The 17613-nt window shown below is 56.3% G+C and carries 16 protein-coding genes and 3 pseudogenes; 16 read left to right on the plus strand and 3 right to left on the minus strand.

All coding sequences use genetic code 11. The features are described from left to right. The 7 genes and pseudogenes from JCM25146_RS24965 to JCM25146_RS11675 all read left to right on the plus strand — a co-directional run. Nucleotides 1-142 (plus strand): annotated as a pseudogene (locus tag JCM25146_RS24965) (conjugal transfer protein TrbL); the annotation flags it as partial. Nucleotides 143-147: 5 nt separating this feature from the next. Then, a complete protein-coding gene (trbF, locus tag JCM25146_RS11640) occupies nucleotides 148-831 on the plus strand; it encodes a conjugal transfer protein TrbF (RefSeq protein WP_025828116.1) in 684 nt (227 codons plus the stop codon). Continuing rightward, the gene (trbG, locus tag JCM25146_RS11645) at nucleotides 828-1829 is read left to right on the plus strand and encodes a P-type conjugative transfer protein TrbG (protein ID WP_025828117.1); all 1002 of its coding nucleotides are present in this window, start codon (nucleotides 828-830) and stop codon (nucleotides 1827-1829) included. The genes trbF and trbG overlap by 4 nt, the downstream gene beginning before the upstream one ends. After that, nucleotides 1826-3030, plus strand: a pseudogene (locus JCM25146_RS19105) (TrbI/VirB10 family protein). Before trbG ends, JCM25146_RS19105 begins: the two are co-directional and overlap by 4 nt. Then, complete coding sequence (locus JCM25146_RS11655; RefSeq protein ID WP_025828118.1) at nucleotides 3002-3250, plus strand: DUF2274 domain-containing protein; 249 nt, start codon at nucleotides 3002-3004, stop codon at nucleotides 3248-3250. Before JCM25146_RS19105 ends, JCM25146_RS11655 begins: the two are co-directional and overlap by 29 nt. Before the next feature lie 337 nt (nucleotides 3251-3587). Continuing rightward, nucleotides 3588-4619 carry an AAA family ATPase gene (locus JCM25146_RS11665; protein WP_025828120.1) on the plus strand — a complete coding sequence of 344 codons (1032 nt, stop codon included), beginning with the start codon at nucleotides 3588-3590 and terminating at the stop codon, nucleotides 4617-4619. A gap of 124 nt (nucleotides 4620-4743) precedes the next feature. Further along, a complete protein-coding gene (locus JCM25146_RS11675) occupies nucleotides 4744-7167 on the plus strand; it encodes a S8 family peptidase (RefSeq protein WP_159101992.1) in 2424 nt (807 codons plus the stop codon). 494 nt (nucleotides 7168-7661) lie between these two features. Here the strand turns inward: JCM25146_RS11675 and JCM25146_RS19110 are convergent, their stop codons facing one another. After that, on the minus strand, nucleotides 7662-8465 hold the full coding sequence (locus tag JCM25146_RS19110) for an NAD-dependent epimerase/dehydratase family protein (protein WP_242401093.1): 804 nt from the start codon (nucleotides 8463-8465) through the stop codon (nucleotides 7662-7664). A 147-nt stretch (nucleotides 8466-8612) separates the two neighbouring features. Between JCM25146_RS19110 and JCM25146_RS11690 the strand changes: the two genes are divergently transcribed. Further along, nucleotides 8613-9515 (plus strand): LysR family transcriptional regulator, encoded by a 903-nt coding sequence (locus JCM25146_RS11690; protein WP_025828127.1) that lies wholly within the window; start codon nucleotides 8613-8615, stop codon nucleotides 9513-9515. Between the two features lie 43 nt (nucleotides 9516-9558). Here JCM25146_RS11690 and JCM25146_RS11695 read toward each other — a convergent pair whose 3' ends face one another. Further along, nucleotides 9559-10020: a VOC family protein gene (locus JCM25146_RS11695; RefSeq protein ID WP_051544217.1), complete on the minus strand. Its 462-nt coding sequence runs from the start codon at nucleotides 10018-10020 to the stop codon at nucleotides 9559-9561. A gap of 78 nt (nucleotides 10021-10098) precedes the next feature. On the opposite strand from JCM25146_RS11695, the gene JCM25146_RS11700 reads away from it, so the two are divergent. Next, nucleotides 10099-11010 carry a LysR family transcriptional regulator gene (locus JCM25146_RS11700; RefSeq protein WP_025828130.1) on the plus strand — a complete coding sequence of 304 codons (912 nt, stop codon included), beginning with the start codon at nucleotides 10099-10101 and terminating at the stop codon, nucleotides 11008-11010. A 158-nt stretch (nucleotides 11011-11168) separates the two neighbouring features. On the opposite strand, the gene JCM25146_RS11705 is transcribed toward JCM25146_RS11700, so the two are convergent. Further along, complete coding sequence (locus JCM25146_RS11705) at nucleotides 11169-12131, minus strand: LysR family transcriptional regulator (RefSeq protein ID WP_369347418.1); 963 nt, start codon at nucleotides 12129-12131, stop codon at nucleotides 11169-11171. 96 nt (nucleotides 12132-12227) lie between these two features. Here JCM25146_RS11705 and JCM25146_RS11710 point away from each other — a divergent pair, with 96 nt between their 5' ends. The 7 genes and pseudogenes from JCM25146_RS11710 (at nucleotide 12228) to JCM25146_RS11745 (ending at nucleotide 17613) form a co-directional block, all read left to right on the plus strand. Next, complete coding sequence (locus tag JCM25146_RS11710; RefSeq protein WP_025828134.1) at nucleotides 12228-12854, plus strand: glutathione S-transferase family protein; 627 nt, start codon at nucleotides 12228-12230, stop codon at nucleotides 12852-12854. After that, complete coding sequence (locus JCM25146_RS11715) at nucleotides 12851-13258, plus strand: VOC family protein (RefSeq protein ID WP_025828136.1); 408 nt, start codon at nucleotides 12851-12853, stop codon at nucleotides 13256-13258. The genes JCM25146_RS11710 and JCM25146_RS11715 overlap by 4 nt, the downstream gene beginning before the upstream one ends. Before the next feature lie 494 nt (nucleotides 13259-13752). Continuing rightward, entirely contained in the window at nucleotides 13753-14205 is a 453-nt protein-coding gene (locus tag JCM25146_RS11720) for a MarR family winged helix-turn-helix transcriptional regulator (protein WP_025828138.1), read from the plus strand. Nucleotides 14206-14264: 59 nt separating this feature from the next. Continuing rightward, nucleotides 14265-14830, plus strand: a pseudogene (locus tag JCM25146_RS19115) (isochorismatase family protein). A 1-nt stretch (nucleotide 14831) separates the two neighbouring features. After that, entirely contained in the window at nucleotides 14832-15161 is a 330-nt protein-coding gene (locus JCM25146_RS11730; RefSeq protein WP_025828140.1) for a hypothetical protein, read from the plus strand. Nucleotides 15162-15178: 17 nt separating this feature from the next. After that, nucleotides 15179-16387, plus strand: a complete 1209-nt coding sequence (locus JCM25146_RS11735; protein ID WP_242401094.1) for an MFS transporter — start codon at nucleotides 15179-15181, stop codon at nucleotides 16385-16387. Nucleotides 16388-16620: 233 nt separating this feature from the next. Next, on the plus strand, nucleotides 16621-17613 hold the full coding sequence (locus tag JCM25146_RS11745) for an alpha/beta hydrolase family protein (RefSeq protein WP_148299072.1): 993 nt from the start codon (nucleotides 16621-16623) through the stop codon (nucleotides 17611-17613).

Here is a 17613-nt window from a genome sequence, read left to right on the forward strand (position 1 = left end):
TCCCGAAGGCCACGCCACCCCGTTGGCGCGGAGCATGAAGCGCCGCAACGCAGCCACCCATGCCGCCGAAGCCGCCCATGTCATCCGCTCGGCCGATGGCGGGGGCGGCAGTTCCAGCATTGATCTCTCGGAAAAGGAATGAGGACGATGTTCCGTCGCTCCACCTCACGCTACGGGATCACGCCCGAACCGGTCACGCCCTATCAGAAGGCCGCGCAGATCTGGGATGAACGGATCGGCTCCGCCCGCGTGCAGGCGCGCAACTGGCGGCTGATGGCGTTCGGGTCACTGTTCCTGTCCGCCGGTCTCGGGGCTGGTCTGGTCTGGCAGTCTATGCGCGGCACCGTCGTGCCCTGGGTGGTGCAGGTCGATCAACTGGGTCAGGCGCAGGTCGTGATGCCTGCCACAGCGGCTTACACGCCGACCGATCCGCAGATTTCCTGGTATCTGGCGCAGTTTATCGGCGATGTCCGTGGTCTGTCATCAGATGCAGTGGTCGTGCGGCATAACTGGCTGCGGGCCTATGATTTCACCAGTGTTTCCGGTGCCGTGGCTCTCAACGATTATGCGCGCCTCAACGATCCGTTCTCGCGGATCGGCCGCGAGCAGGTCGAGGTCGATGTGTCGTCGGTCATCCGGGCTTCTCCTGGAAGTTTCCGTGTTGCCTGGACGGAGCGCCATTACCGCGACGGCGCCTTTACCGGCACCGAACGCTGGACCGCCATCGTGTCTGTCGTGCTGCGCACGCCCCGCGATGCTGACCATCTGCGGAAAAACCCGCTCGGAATTTACGTCTCCGCCATCAACTGGTCGAAGGAACTCGGACAATGATCCGCATGGTCATGCGCGCCGTCCCACTGGCGCTGCTCACCCTGTCCGCCTGCGCGGGGCAGTATCATCCGCCCGTCATCCGCTACGATGATGCGGCCCAGGCGACACGCCAGCCCGATCCACCGAAGCCTGTGCAGGTCGTGGAAGTCCCGAAAATCCTTCCCCTGCCGGGCCAGCTCAAGCCGCTTCCACCGTTACGGCGCGTCCACTCCGCGCCCGAAGCGGCCGATCCCGCCGTGCGCGTGACCCAGGCCAATCTTGCCGCCCGCATCCAGCCGACGCGGGCGGGATTCATCAATGCCGTGCAGGTTTATCCCTATTCGCCCGGTGCCCTCTATCAGGTCTACAACTCGCCCGGCGAGATTACCGACATCATGCTCCAGCAGGGCGAAAAGCTGGTCGGCACCGGGCCGGTGGCCGTCGGTGACACCGTGCGCTGGATCGTCGGCGATACCACCAGTGGCGCGGGCACGACCAGGCGCGTGCATATCCTGGTCAAGCCGACGCGACCGGATCTCACCACCAATCTGATCGTCAATACCGACCGGCGGACGTATCTGACGGAACTGCGCTCCACGCCCGCGACTTACATGGCATCGGTCTCGTGGGATTACCCCGAGGACGACCTGATCGCCCTGCATCGGCAGGACGATGCGGCCGATGACGCTGCCCCCGTGGATGCGGGCCTCACTCTCGATACCCTGAATTTTCGCTATGCCATCCAGCCAGTGAAAGGCGGGACACCGCCCTGGCTTCCCAGCCGCGCCTTCGATGACGGACGGAAGGTCTATATCGCTTTTCCGTCGGGGATCGGGCAGGGGGAACTGCCACCGCTCTTTGTCCTGGGGGCGGATGGTGGCCCGGAACTGGTCAATTATCGGGTTCGGCAGAACTGGATGATCGTTGACCGCCTGTTTGCCGCCGCCGAATTGCGCCTGGGTGACAAGCATTCCGAACAGCGTGTGCGGATTGTGCGCACGGACGGCAGAAAGTCATGAGCAGCGCGGCAGAACGCCCGGATGAGGGCGGGAGCGCAGCGGGGCCGGAATCATCAGCACCGCCACCCGATCTGCGGCTGCGCGCACAGCGTCCGCCGGTCGTAAAGCTGTCGCGCCCCGTCATCTGGACGCTGGGGGCGGTTGGGGTGCTCGCCATCGGTCTCGCGCTGGGCTACGCGCTGCAAAGCAACACGCCAAAAGGGCCGGTTCAGGCGGCACAGGATACCGACGCGCGTGCCTCGGCCGACGGGCTGTCGGCTCTGCCCAGCGACTATACCAATACACCGAAGCTGGGGCAGCCTCTGCCCGGCGATCTGGGCGGGCCGATCCTCAATGCGCAGCGGCAGGGACGTGCGGGGCCGGTTCCCGGCATGGGGGACCGTCGCGGCGACCAGGAAATCGAGGCGGCGCGCACCAGCCGACTTTTCGCGCAGGTTGAGGTGCGGGAGGGTCAGAACGCACAGGCGGTCTCGGCACAGGCCGCGTCCGGAGCGCAGGCATCACCGGCCGGGACGGACCAGCAGGCTGGCAATCGCGCCTTTCTGGCGGGCCAGCCCGATCGTGCGACGGTCAGCCCCGACCGGATTATGCCTCCCGCATCCCCTTATATCCTTCAGGCAGGGACCGTCATCGCCGGAGCATTGAATACGAAGGTCAGTTCCGACCTGCCGGGCCAGATCGTGGGCCATGTGACCCAGAACGTATATGACAGCCCGACCGGCCGTTATCTTCTGGTCCCGCAGGGCAGCACCCTGTTCGGGGCCTATAACAGCGGTATTTCCTTCGGGCAGCAGCGCACCCAGATCATCTGGACCCGGCTGATCTACCGAACGGGGAGAGTCTGGTGCTGGAAAAGCTCCCCGGCGGCGACGCCATCGGCCAGTCCGGCCTGTCCGACGAGGTCAACAACCATTGGGGGCAACTGTTCCGTGCAGCCCTCGTCACGACCCTGCTCAGCGTCGGCTCCGAAGCTGGGACATCATGGAACGAGAACAACCTGATGCAGGCCATCCGTAGCGGCGCATCCAACGGATTTTCCATGGTCGGCAACCGGCTGATCGACCGCAGTCTGAATATTCAGCCGACGCTGACAGACAGGCCCGGCCTGCCGTTCACGCTCATTCTGAACCGCGATCTGGTTCTCAAGCCATGGAAAGAGAAGGAACTCCACCATGACGAAGCTGAAGCTCGGGCCGATTGAGGGTGACAAACCCGTGAAAATCACGCTGGAACTGCCTGCCGCTCTTCACCGTGAGCTCGTTGCTTATGCCGAGATCCTCAATCGGGGGAGCGGACAGGCCGCTCTCGATCCCGTGCGTCTTATCGTGCCCATGCTGGCGTGGTTTATCGCCATTGATCGGGGTTTCGCTAGGGGAGCAAGCCAGTTTATCACGGATTATGGGAGTATGAAGGCACCATAGGTGCATCTGTATCGTTCGAGCACCTTAGCCAGTCTGGTTCCATCGATATGACATCAAAAAAGTTGTAATTTGATGTCACAATGACACCAGAAAGGGTAGAAAATTAACATCACCTTCTGGTAAGGAGAGTGGATGTCAAAGAGGCCGTCACAGTCAGAAGATGATCTTTCCGTGCTGACGGTAAGGGTGCCGCGCGCGCTTGTCACCGACATTGATCAAGAGCGAAATAGCCGACTTATTAAAGTGCCTCGTAACACCTGGATATTAGAAGCTGTCGTTGAAAAGCTTAATCGTGATAGGATGTCGAACCAAAATGGTTTGGCGCTTGGGATAGATCATGGCCAGAAGTGATCTTCTCATTTCTCTTGTAAAAGCTGGATCAAGTGGTGACTTGAATAGTGTTCGCACGACTGCTGAAGCTATTATTGCTGAAGAGAGAGCTAAAAAGCATAATGTTTTAGCGGAACGCTTGACTAGTGCTTTGCATACAAGTGGGAGTGGGCATAAGCCTTCGCAAATTCTTGGTATAAATTCCGGTCGTCAAAAAGAATTTCTCTTAGAGTTGGTTCCTGAGAAAAGAATTGAAGATCTGATATTATCAGAACTAAACAAAATTGCTTGTGAAGAGTTAATAGACGAGCAGAGAAGATCTTCGATATTGCGATCCTATTCGCTTGAGCCGCGTCATCGTGTGTTACTTTCTGGGCCGCCGGGAAATGGTAAAACCTCATTGGCCGAGGCGCTAGCCGAAGCATTGTCATTGCCCTTTTTCATTGTGCGTTATGAGGCGATGATTGGCAGTTATCTAGGTGAGACTGCGTCCCGCTTGAAACGTATTTTCGATTACGCGCGAACTACCCCATGTGTACTTTTTTTTGACGAATTTGACGCTGTTGGGAAAGAACGAGGCGACGAGCATGAGACTGGAGAAATCAAACGGGTTGTGACTTCTCTGCTAATGCAGATGGATGATCTCCCAAGCTATACCATCGTAGTTGCTGCGACGAACCATGGTGAGCTTTTAGATCGTGCAGTTTGGCGGCGTTTCCAGGTTAGATTATCTCTGGAGGCACCAACGAAAGCAGAACTGGCAGCCTATTTTAAGCGCTTTTCAGAAAGTATGTTGGAGCAGCTTGGGCGCACGCCCGGTGCCATTGCAAAAGCTCTTGGCTGTATCAGCTACGCTGAGGCCGAAGAGTTTTGTCTTGATGTACGTCGCAGGCAGGTTCTTTCGATGGGTGAGAAGCCATTAAAAAAGATCGTTGAGGAACGGCTGAAAATGTGGGCAGCACGAACCTCACCGACTGTTCGGGAGTATACTTCGAATGACAGATTACCCTCTACTGCCGATCCCGAAGCCGGGACATGACAAGCGGCCGAAGGGGGGAGGAGGCGGAGGGAAACTTCAGATACCGTCGAGGGGCCGCCAAAGCGAGAGAATAGGTCCTACATTTCAACGGCTTAGGGATGTCTTCGGACGGAATGATAATCCGTTGAGTCTTCGCGATGACCCTGACGGGATTGCTCCAGAACGCGCACTTGTTTTTGAGGTGGCAGGTTCCATTGATGACTTCAATGCGGCTGTTTCAAAGATCGGCGGTCTTGACTTCCTTGGAGATGAAGAATTCCAACTCGATCCAGACGAAGATTTTGGAGTAATAGAAACTCGCAAAGGGCATGGACCTGGCATTCGGAAGGATAAACGAATCTCAGGTCGGCTTTATATGGCGATGCCGGATGTGCAAGCTTTGCGCCATCTGTTGTCACTTTGGCGACGCTACGAGGACGGAGAAAGTGCTCCCTACGGTTTTGGGCCTTGGTTTGATGTTTTTGGGCATCTTTACAAACTACGTGTGTGGGGACCTGAGGACCGGATTCCCGATGAGACGATCGCGTATCTTGAAGAAGAACTTGCCGATAAAGGTCCGAACGCTACAATTCGGGTAGAGGTCGAACTCTGGTATCAAAATACACCTGTTCGCCGTACCACGTCACAGAATACGTTTGCCCAAGCAGTTACGGCAGCAGAAGGTGTGATCATCGATCAAGTCGAAATTGCCGAAATTGGTTATTTAGGTCGATTGGTTGATCTGCCTGCTTTTGAAGTGCGACGTCTCATTCGACGCGAAGAAGTCAGTCTCGCAATTTGCGATGAAGTCATGATGGTGCGGCCACAGTCGACCATCGAATTTCCTGTCCACACTGAATCTCTTGAAGAGGCTATGCCGGTCTCACCGGTCTTAAGGGGCGATACCTCTCCAATTGTTGCTATATTCGACGCAATGCCTGTGCAGAATCATGCGCTATTAGTCGATCGTCTTGTGCTGGACGATCCGGATGATTTTGATGCCATGAGTGTCGTCGCCGAACGTAAGCACGGGACAGAGATGGCATCTCTGATCTTACATGGTGATCGCGCCGTGGCAGAAGAGCCATTATCTCGTCCAATCTATTTTCGCCCGGTGATGTACGCGCCTGGCGCTGGCAATAATGAACGTCCACCACGAGATCAATTGTTGTTAGACCTAATTTATAGGTCTGTTCTTAGAATGAAAGTAGGAGATAACGAAGGGCCGGCTACAGCTCCGAATGTATTCGTTGTTAATCTGTCATTAGGAGACCGCAATCGTCCTTTTGCGGGAATAATGAGCCCTTGGGCACGTCTACTTGATTATCTGGCGGAAAGATTCAGTATACTATTCATTGTCAGTGCCGGAAACGTCACAGAACCTTTGAATGTTCCAGATTATTCTAGAAGTATTGACTTTGAGAACGCATCTTCTGTCGAACGTGAGGCCGCTATCCTTCGTGCTCTTGCTCGGCAACAAGCGATGCGGACGTTATTATCGCCAGCGGAATCGCTAAACACTATCACGGTCGGGGCTTGGCACGAAGATGGCACGCCGGTAGTAAATCGAACAGGGATTTTCTCGCCCTTCGCAGATGAGGCTGGTCCCAACATCTCCTCCGCTCTCGGTCTTGGACATCGCAAGGTTGTTAAGCCGGATATTTTTATGCCCGGAGGGCGTGAATTAGTTCGCGTCGCCGGTAACGGTGCGAATGGGATTAACTTAAGGCTGGTTCCGCCAGGACGTCTGTACGGATTGCGTTGTGCTATACCAGATACTGGTGGTGACCTTTTCAAGGAAGGCCTATGCTCGGGTACAAGCGCAGCGACCGCTCTTGCTACTAGAGCGGCGCATCAGATATTTGATGCGCTTTCTGATCCCGATAATGGAAATCTGCTTGCTGATGTCGATGCTGCTTTTTATCCAGTGATCGTCAAGGCGATGTTGGTGCACCGTGCCCGCTGGGGAAGTATTGGCGAATTGCTTGATCACACTTGGCAACCACAGGGGGTTGGTACTCACGTGGTTCGGCGAGACGGTATCGCTCGTCTTTTGGGGTATGGTCGCCCAGCAGTGCAAGAGGCAATGGAGTGCTCAGCGAACCGTGCAACGATGATTGGTTACGGCACGATCTCTGCCGGCGAAGATGCTGCCTTGTATCGCATTCCGTTGCCCTCTAGTCTGGAGCGTATAGTGGAACCGCGTGCTTTGACGGTATCCTTGGCTTGGTTCTCACCGGTCAATATACGGCACCAAACTTATCGACGTGCCAAGCTGGAAGTTGCGCCCGTTGAGCCTGAGACTCGTTTCGGAGTAAAACGCTCTTCTAGTCAGCCTTCTGACAAGGCTGTGCCTCGTGGGTCTCTGTTTCACGTTCGTTATACCGGTGAGCGGGCTGTTGCCTTTGTTGACAACGGTACCTTGGCGCTACGCGTTTTCTGTCGTGAACAGGGTGGGCCTCTTGATCAGTCTATTCGATATGGATTCGCTGTGACAATTGAGGCGGGTGAGAAGATACCCGTCTATGAAGAAATCCGCCAAGCGCTTGGAATTAGGTCGAGATCTTAGTGTGTATGAGCGTCTGAGATTTCGTGTGGCCGGTTCTTATGGAAGCGAACTAAATAATTGAAGCGCTATACCGTGCTGCCTTGAGATAACATTAAATTATCACTCCAAGCGAGTGTCGGTATCGGGGGCTGTGTGCCCCCGCAACCACGCAATAAACGTCTGAAAAGACAGAAGAAAAGCCACCCAGAAGGGTGGCTTTTTTTGTGCCCAAATCACTCTGCAGGAAACACATAGGAAACAAACGAAAAAGTACCAGGGCGCGTTTTTGTCGATGTTCACGTTGCTGTGTTTAGTTATAGTTTTGTATTTGGGCAGCCCGATTATGAGGTTGCCTCGTCCGCGCCGACCCATCGGTTCTGTTGCTCCTTTCTTCCCCCAGTTCAGGAGATTTCAGATACTTAGTGCTTTGACAGAGAGGTCGAAATAGGACGGCAAGCTATCGAGGTCGAAGAGCAGCGTGTTTTCCCGCGGGCTCCAACTCAGGCGTTCACGCGTCAGTCGGCTGGAGGCGGGAACATCGGCGGCGGCGAAGCGCGCGAACCAGCCGAAATGCTCTGCCGCTTTCTCAGGTGCAAGGCTGCGGACAGGCACGCCCAGCCCTTTGCCGATCGCTTCTGCAAGCACGCGGAAAGGGATGCCCTCGTCCTGGACGGCGTTGAAACAATGTCCCGCCTCGCCCCGTTCCACGACATCGCAGAACAACCGTGCCGCATCGTCGCGGTGAACTGCGGGCCAGCGGTTGGCGCCATCGCGATATAGGCCGACACACCGGCGCGGCGTGCCAGAGCGATGGCTGCCGGCACGAAGGCGGTATCTCCTTCGCCATGCACCGAGGGCGGCAGGCGGACGGAACCGGTGCGCACGCCGAATTCATGAAAGCGCAGGAACCGTTCCGAAGCGCTACGAGGGATCGCGGGGTCGGCTGGCTGGTCCTCAGTCGCCAGGTGACCGGGGGCGATGACGGTGGTGCCCGACGTGGCGATCAGCGGCTTGCCGCTGCCCCGCAGCGACTCAGCCATCCGCTCCAGCAAGACGCCGTCGTCAAGGCAGTTCTGCGCATAGGTCGAGAAATCGTGGTTAAACGCGGCATGGATAACGCCATCGACCTCGTTAAGAACGGGCACAATACTGGCGGCGTCATAGATGCTACCGCGATGGGCTTGCGCCCCTTTTGCCTGAAGCTTTGTGGCGGAAGCGTCGCTGCGGGCCAGCCCAACGACGGCATGGCCGCGGCGGAGCAGTTCGTCCACGATGGAGGAGCCGATAAACCCGGTGGCCCCGGTGACGAAGATTTTCATGCAGGAGAGTCTCCCTGACGTGATGGGCGCCGGTCTTATTTCGGCGGCGTGTCGGCAATGTTCAGGGTGAATATAGTGCTAGCAGGATCATTCGGGTTATGGATAATTATTATGTGAGAACATTTATATAGTGGATGGTTTGAGGGCATGTCACTCGAGACTACTGATCTGAACCTGCTTGTGGCTTTCGAGGCCCTGATGGCAGAGCGCAACGTGACGCGGGCTGGTGCTCGCATCGGGCGTTCCCAACCCGCGATGAGTGCGGCCCTCGCGCGTCTGCGCGACCTGATGGAGGACGAGCTCTTTGTGCGAGGTCCGGGCGGGTTGCAGCCCACGTCCCGTGCCCTCGAACTGATTGGCCCGATCGGCGAAGCGCTTGTCGTCATCCGGCGCAGCCTGCCCGCGTCACAGGGTTTCGATCCTCTGACCACGGTTGCGGCGCTGACCATCGGCATGACCGATTTTCCCGCCTCGATGCTGTTGCCGCGGATCGTCGCGGCGCTGCGCCGGCGCGCGCCGCGCATGGTCCTGCAGTTTCGCACCTTCATCGGCCGCAATGACGCGACGGCGCTGCTTGACGCTGGCGAGGTGGATGTCACGATTGGCGTTCCTCCCGACCCGGTAGCCCGAATCCTGAGCCGACCACTCTTCTTCGAAACCTTTGGCTGCCTGTTGCGTCGGGGTCATCCGGCCGCCGGCCATCTCGATATCGAGACCTTTGCGGCGCTTCCCCATCTGCTCGTCTCGCCGGAAAACGAACGTTACGGGTTTGTCGACGCAGCGCTGGCTCGACGAGGGCTTAAACGGCATATCGCGCTGACGGTCCCGCAATTATTCGCGGTTCCCGACGTAATCGCCGCATCCGACCTGATCGCAACCGTTCCGCGCGGCGCATTCAGATCTCGCAATGCGGCGCTTCGCATGTTGACCCCGCCATTGGACCTCGATCCGCTTCCTTTCGTCCTGTGCTGGCATCGCCGCAACGACAGCCATTTCATGCAGGAATGGGCGCGCAACTGCATCGTCGAGATCACGTCGGGCGCCCATTAATGGCGCATTCAGGTGAGCGACGCGGGGTCGCCTGTCCTACGATTCAGGCGTCTATCACCTGGGTCAGTTCGAAAAGATTGCCCCAGGGGTCAGCGAAGAATGCAAACCGGCGGCTGATGTGGTGAACATCGCGGGGTCTGCTGACGATGGTGACGCCCCGGCGTTCAAGTTCGGTCATGGCCGCATCGACATCCTCGACGATCATGCAGAAATGATGCCAGCCGGAACGGTTCAGGGTGTCGCTCAACTGGTCATAGGCGGGCCGATCGGCGGCACCGGGGCCGGCGAGCAGTTCGATCCGGAAGCTGTCATCTGCGGCAGGTGAGAGGAAACCGAAGGTCATCTCGCCATAGGGCATGGTGTGCATCACCCGGAAATCGAGTTTTTCGCCGTACCAGGCAACGGCGGTGGCAAAATCGGGAACCCGGATTCCGGCATGGTCGCCTTTCCATGATGCGAAAGGGCTCTGGTGATTTGCTTCGGGGAAAGTTGTTGGCATGGGCATTGATGATCTCCTTGATTGTCGGATTACGCCGATCGGTGATGTTTGATAATTGCTCTGAAACCGAATAGCTTGTTCGGTATGACGAACAATCGCGATCCTTCGTTGAATGACCTGACCGTCTTTCTCGCGATCTGCGAGGAGGGAGGCTTTCGTGCCGCGGCAAAACGCATGGGCCTGTCGCCAGCCTATGTCAGCGAGACGATGACACGCCTTGAGGAGCGGCTCGGCGTGCCGCTGCTGAACCGCACGACCCGCAGTGTGATGCCGACCGAGGCGGGGCGCAGTCTTGCGGCTCGTGTCGCGCCACTTCTTGCCGAAACCCGCGTGGCCCTGCGCGATGCAGCGAATTCGCGGCAGACGGTGCGCGGCTGGCTGAAACTGAACGTTCCGGGAGCCGTAATGGTCGACATCCTGCCCCCGCTCATCGACCGTTTTCTCGCGCGGTATCCCGAGGTGCGGGTCGAGTTGGATGTCGAGGACCGCCTGGTCGATATCGTCGCGTCAGGGAGCGACGCCGGTATCCGTTATGGCGAACATCTGGCGCAGGATATGATCTCGGTGCCCATTGGTCCCCGGGTGCAGCACCTCGCGCTCGTCGCGGCTCCGTCGTACCTCGCGACGCGGGGTATGCCGTTACATCCGAGAGATCTGGCCGATCATGATTGCATCCGGCTTCGCTTTTCCAGCGGCGCGTTGGTCGCATGGGAACTGGAGTGCGACGGCGAAAAGATGGTCGTTGATCCTGCGGCCCGCATCGTCATCGGGGTGGACGCCGTTCCGGCGGCGATCGATCTGGCGCTGGCGGGACGGGGCATCCTGTGCACGTTCGGCAATTGGCTCGCCCCACATCTGGACAGTGGCGCGCTGGAAGCCGTGCTGCCGGACTGGTGGCCGTCCTTCGCGGGGCCGAGGCTCTATTTTTCCCGCCGCTTTGTTCCAGCACCTTTGCGCGCGTTCATCGACATGCTCGGTCTCGATGACGTTTCGTAGGATGTCGCAATCCGGACGAGATGAGCAGCTCTCGCATCGTCCGGGCCTGATCGCGGCGTCGGGCCGTCGCATATGGATGATGCCTGTCAGAAGAAAAGAGATGCGCGCAATTTTCCCGTGATCGCCGGTAAATTCGATATTTTCAGTTTGATCATGAACTATTCGTGAGTGAGTGTTGATCGGTTTTTCTTCATGAGCGGCTCATTCATAAAGCGTTCTTTCATTGCGGAGACAAAAATCTGGAGGTTAACGGACTGACGTTCTCTGACCGGAAACAGGATGACCACGGGAAGTATGGAGGTAGCGGTATCTGGTAGAATTCTGCGAAGATAGCCTTTCTTTACAGGCTCTTCAGTCTGGTATGATAGTGCGCTGGCGATACCAAGACCGTCTATGGCGGCTGACAGCGCGGCGTCGACGCTGTTTACAGAAAGTCGAGGTGAGATTCTTATTGAAGGATTATTTTTTCCACCCAGGCGCCATTCCGAATGTCCGGTCGCATATTCGTCTACGTCGATAAGGCTGTGCGTCGCGAGATCCTTAAAGGTTTCTGGTTCCCCACAACGCTCGATATATGCGTCGCTGGCGACGAATATTTTTTGAACTTCACCAATTTTCTTCATTTTTAAGGCGCTGTTCTGCGGTGGGGCGATCCGTATGGCGAGATCAATGCCTTCTTCCACAAGATGAACGACCCGGTCTGTCAAAAAGAGTCGTATGGTTAATTTTGGCCAGATTTTTAAAAGGTCGGTGACAACAGGAAGTACGTGTAGCCGCCCAAAAATAACCGGCGCTGTAATCGATAATACTCCCTGCGGCTCTGTCCCGGCTCCTTTTGCAACCGCGACTGCATCATCGAGATCAAAAATTGCAGTCCGGCACCGAATCAGAAACTCCGCTCCTTCCGTCGTTAGGTGAACGGAGCGCGTTGTGCGGTTAAACAGGGAGACCCCGAGATCGGCTTCGAGAGTCTTCACTGTGCGGGTTACTGTGGTTGCGGAAAGGCCCAGCTTACGGGCGGCCCCCACAAAGCTCGCCTCATCGCCGACCGCCATAAAAACCCGTAACGTCTGAAGATCGATCAGATGCCCCTCCTGCAATAAAACAGATTGTATACACAACGCGCAATAATGAAGTGCAAATTTGGATGATTATCGTAACGCAGAGTTCGTGGGAAGACAAAGGCCGTTGTGCTGCTATCCTTCCGGTAGGTTCCCATGAAACTGTATTATCATCCCCTTTCGGGCCATGCGCATCGGGCGCACCTCTTTCTTTCTCTTGCTGGCCTGCCTCATGCACTGAGATTTGTCGATCTGGGTTCAGGTGAGCAGAAAACGCCTGAGTTTCTGAAGCTTAACGCTTTTGGGGAAATACCCGTATTGGATGATGACGGGGTCATCGTCTCAGATTCCAACGCCATCCTTGTTTACGTGGCACGGAAGATCGGTCCGTCTCACTGGTTGCCCAAGGACCGGGTGACGGAAGCCGAAATTCAACGCTGGCTGTCGGTAGCCGCCGGAAAAATTGCCTATGGATGCTGCGCCGCACGCCTGGTAACGGTCTTCGGAGCCCATTTCGATACGGCTGAAGTAATTCAGCGCGCCCACGATACGCTCAAGGTGATCGAGCAAACTCTGCAGGACAGAATCTGGATTGCTGGCACGCAGGAACCTACGATCGCGGATGCCGCGCTTTACAGTTATATTGCGAGAGCGCCTGAGGGAAATGTCGATCTGTCGGGATACGGCGCGATTGCCATATGGCTACGGCGTGTGGAAAATTTGCGAGGATTTGTTCCGTTTCAGAAGACTGCGGCAGGTCTAGAAAAGGGAAATGGGCAATGAATTTCAATCGTCTGGCCTTCGATCACGTTGGTGTTCGCGTAACGGATCTTGATGTCTCCGAAAGATTTTATGCGAAATTCGGCTTCATCCGCGATCCGGAAGAGTTCGCCCCCGCTGTGAAAGCTTGTGGTCTGAAGCACTCATCCGGCCTTCGTATTCATCTGATTTTCAACGGTGTTCCAGACCCGCAAGGGAACGTTCTTATGGACCTTCCCGTCAAACGAACGGGTTATACACACGCGGCGTTCATTGTTGAAAGCATGGGAGATATTGTGCATTGGCTGGAGCAGGAAGGCATCACGATCACAGAGGGGCCTGTACAGATGGGCCATGACAGACGCATCGTCTGCTTCATACGCGATCCGGACGGAAATGTGCTTGAGTTCAATGAAATTCTTGGGTGATGGTGGGACGCATACAATTTCGGAGACATTATTCGCCGGCGACCGAAGGCAGTTCGAATGAACGGCGGAGCGGACGTGGAATGAATATTCCAGAGATTCGGTTGATAATGTCGACGCTAATTCCGATGTCGTTCGGGCGAGTTGATAAGTCATTATCCATTTGATGGATGACGTTATATATAAAATATCCATTATAGTTATGAAGGATGTTTTTCTATATTTCGAGTGGACCAACTCCGAGGAAAACCGGGAGAAATGGAGAGTTGTGGGGATGTGCCGCGAAAACCGCTTGATATAAAAAATCTCTTTCCACGCGGTAAGTTTCGTTGGTCGTCCTGATCGGATTCCCGGTGATGTGGCTAGGTGGTTGGGATTTCAGCATTTCGTTGGGTGTGATCGGAGGGCGGTTCGGTCATCTAGTGCGTTTTGTCGTGGCCTAAATTAATATACAGAAAACTGGACAGTTTACCTGTATATATGATATGTGACTCCTCATGAGCATTCCACCGAACCTAATGATAACCGAGTCGGCTGCCACGCTGGCACGGGATATCAGATCCCTTGTCGGCAAACTTAAACGACGTCTGCGTGAGCAGGCTCAGGTAGGAGACCTGACGCCGTCTCAGGCATCCGCGTTGCTGCGCTTGGAAAAAGAAGGGCCCAATACCGTCTCAGGGCTCGCGCGGGCCGAAGGAATGCGTCCGCAATCCATGGCGACGGTCGTCGCTGCACTGGAGGCCGGCGGGTTTGTCGTCGGTGAACCCGACCCGACAGATGGGCGCCGAACGCTGCTGTCGCTCACCGCCGCGTGCCACAAATGGATCGGGGAGGGGAGGGCCGCCCGGCAGGACTGGTTGGCCCGAAGGCTTGAAGAGCGCTTTTCCTCAAAAGAGCAGCAAGAAGTAGCAAGAATCATAGTTTCCCTCATGCAGCTCGTCGAAGACTGACGGTGCTGCTTAGGGTCGGACGCGTACGGCCTGATCAGGTTTCTCGAAGAGGATTACCCATGACCCTGACCACTATTGACCCCAAGACCGCGCTGCTGGTCGTCGATCTCCAGAAAGGCGTTCTCAACGCGCCGTTCGTCAGCCCTATCGGCGACGTCATTGCACATGCCTGCTCCTTAATAGACGCATTTCGGATTCAGGGCCTGCCGATCGTGTTGATCAACGTAGCCGGAGGCGCTCCCGGCCGCACTGAACAGCCGCGTCGTCACGATGGTCCGCGCTCCGCAGACTTCACCGACTTCCTGCCGGAACTCGACCATCAACCTCGGATATCGTCGTCACAAAGAATACCTGGGGAGCTTTCGCCAGCACCGATCTGGAAAAGCAGTTAAAAGATATGGGCGTTACTCAGGTGGTCCTCGCCGGTGTGGCGACAGGGACAGGCGTAGAGGCGACGGCGCGGCAGGCCTATGAAGCGGGATTTAACGTCACATTGGCGCTCGACGCCATGACGGACGTTCGGTCGGAAGCCCATGAATACAGCATAAGCAACGTCTTTCCGAGGCTGGGAGAAACCGGCAGTAGTCAGGAAATCATTGCCCTTCTGACCGGAAGGAGCGCCTGAAATGCCGTGGCTCCCGTTGCTTTCCTATTTCTTCGGCGGCGTCTTTCTGGCGAACTCGGTTTCCCATGTCGTAAGCGGCGTTATGGGCCGCGCCTTCCAGAGCCCGTTCGCCACGCCGCCAGGCGAAGGTCTGTCATCCTCGACCGTCAATGTGCTGTGGGGATTCTTTAATATCCTCGTCGGTTACGTTCTTGTCAGTCGCGTTGGCGACTTTCGCATTGGCGACTCTTACGATGCCGCGGCGCTGGGGCTGGGCGCCTTCCTCATCTCCCTGTTTCTCGCGCGCCAGTTCGGCCGCTTCAACGGAGGAGCACGGCCGAATCAGAAATGAAGACGCTATCGTCAGACATGTTCCGGTCTCTGCGCAGCTTTAACTATCGGATCTGGGCTGCCGGAGCATTCGTATCCAATGTTGGCACCTGGATTCAAAGGACGGCGCAGGACTGGTTGGTTCTCACCCAGTTGACCCATCACGACGCTTCAGCGGTCGGGGTGACGATGGCCTTACAACTGGGGCCGCAGTTGCTTCTGCTTCCATGGACAGGCCTCGCCGCCGACCGTTTCAACCAGCGTAAGCTGCTTATGCTGACCCAGACGGTGATGGGCTTCCTCGCTCTCGCGATCGGCCTGTTGACCGTCTCGGGCATGGCCGAACTCTGGCAGGTCTATATGTTTGCGTTCCTGTTTGGCTGCGCCGCAGCGTTCGACGCGCCAGCCCGGCAAACCTTCGTCGCCGAACTCGTCGGCGATGAAGACCTGCATAACGCAGTTGCGCTTAACTCGACCTCTTTCAACGCAGCAAGGATGATCGGTCCAGCCTTCGCCGGGATTGTCATCGCCCTGATCGGAACAGGCTGGGCATTTCTGATCAATGGTCTGTCTTTCATCGGAGTTTTGACGTCACTCGCCTTCCTGCGTGTGTCCGACCTTCGTCCGGCCGCCAAGGCGCGTCCTGGATCAGGTGGATTCATGGACGGGCTCCGCTACGTGTGGCGACGTCGCGATCTGAAAGCCATCCTCATCATGCTTTCTCTGATCGGGACGTTCGGTTTGAACTTTCCGATCTTTATCTCGACGATGGCGGTCGACGTCTTTCATTCCGATGCTCGCGGCTTTGGCATGTTGTCGTCGGTCATGGCGGTTGGCACGATGGGGGGTGCGCTACTGAGCGCCGGGCGAGGCGCGTCCACGTTCAGGTCGTTGCTAACTGCGGCAGCAATTTTCGGAACAGGTTGCGTGCTGGCCGCGATCTCGCCTGGATACTGGATGTTCGCAGCCTCCCTTGTCGTCATCGGCGCGGCTGCGCTGACGTTCACGACGACCACCAACAGTCTGATGCAGCTCTCGACCGAGCCCTCCATGCGTGGGCGGGTGATGGCTTTGCGCGTGGGCGTTGCTCTCGGAGGTGCGCCAGTGGGTGCGCCGATCGTGGGGTGGGTCGCCAATCACTGCGGGCCGAGCTGGGCTCTTGCATTAGGCGCAAGTGCAGCATTCATGGCCACGGTAAGCGGATTTATTATTTGGACGCGCGGTAGCCGGAGAAGTCGGCTATGCTAACTCGACTGCAGAAGCCAAATGGATGCGAAAGTATCTGGGGAGCCGACATAAGCTGTTGCCGAAAGTATCATGTCCTGCAGAGCCGTCATAGGAACAAACAACCCGGATTGGAGAACAGCCGTCATGCCAGAGCCCAATTTTATTGGCATTTCTGAAAGGATACAGTGTCACAATCATTGTTATTGCGCAGGGACCTCTTAGCGAAGCTACATAAGCACAGTTGGAGCTGATATGTGAAAGTAAATTATTTTCATTTTAAGGAATATATTATGCTTAATTCTTTTTCAAAAAACGGGACTGTCAATAAATTCTGGGAGTTCAATCTGAAGATAGTTCTTATTGCAGTCTACGGTATTACGTGTCTTCCCACATCGTTAACCTACGCGCAGGCAGATACGCCTGTTGCTGTTGTCGCGGATACTGTCCGAGACAGGCAGCACCCTGCGACTGCTAATGTTATTGCGCTTCCAAGCCATGGCGTGACCTTGAATGCCCTCTTTCTCATTGCTGCTGGTGCAGGCCCCCACCCTACTGTGCTTTTGCTACATGGCTTGCCAGGATTCGAGCAAAACATGGATCTTGCGCGTGCCCTGCAGCGCGATGGTTGGAATGTGTTAACCTTCCATTATCGTGGGAATTGGGGAACTCCGGGCCGCTACAGTTTTGGCCATTGTATTGAGGATGCTGTATCAGCACTCGAATGGTTGCATTCATCGACTGGTGAAAGCGCCGCGATGATTGATCGCACGCGGATCGTCGTGATCGGCCACAGCCTCGGCGGCTTCGCTGCCGCTTGGGCCGGCACTCATGATCCGACACTGGCTGGTGTTGCGTTGATTTCGGCGTCGCCGCTAGGTGGACTGGCAGCCTTGCCACGTGATTCCATAGTTCAGGCAATCGAAAGCAATGTGCTTAATCGTTCTGGGATACATACGATTGGCGATACCACATCCGAGGAGTTGGCAGATGAAATCATAGCGCACAGAAAAAGCTGGGATTTCAATAACTTTTCAGCTGGTCTTGCGACTCACCCACTCCTTGTGGTCAGTTCTAACGATCCATTTCAGAAGGCGGACATGGTTCTGGCGAAAGATGTCGAGTCACACTCTGATGCTCACGTTAAGATAGTGCATTTGGAAACCGATCATAGCTACAATGATCAACGGATCGCGCTTGAATCCGTTATTCTTAATTGGTTACATGAAGCAGTGAAGAGTGTGCGTTAG

This window comes from Acetobacter okinawensis JCM 25146, assembly GCF_000613865.1.
Taxonomy (GTDB): Bacteria; Pseudomonadota; Alphaproteobacteria; order Acetobacterales; family Acetobacteraceae; genus Acetobacter; species Acetobacter okinawensis.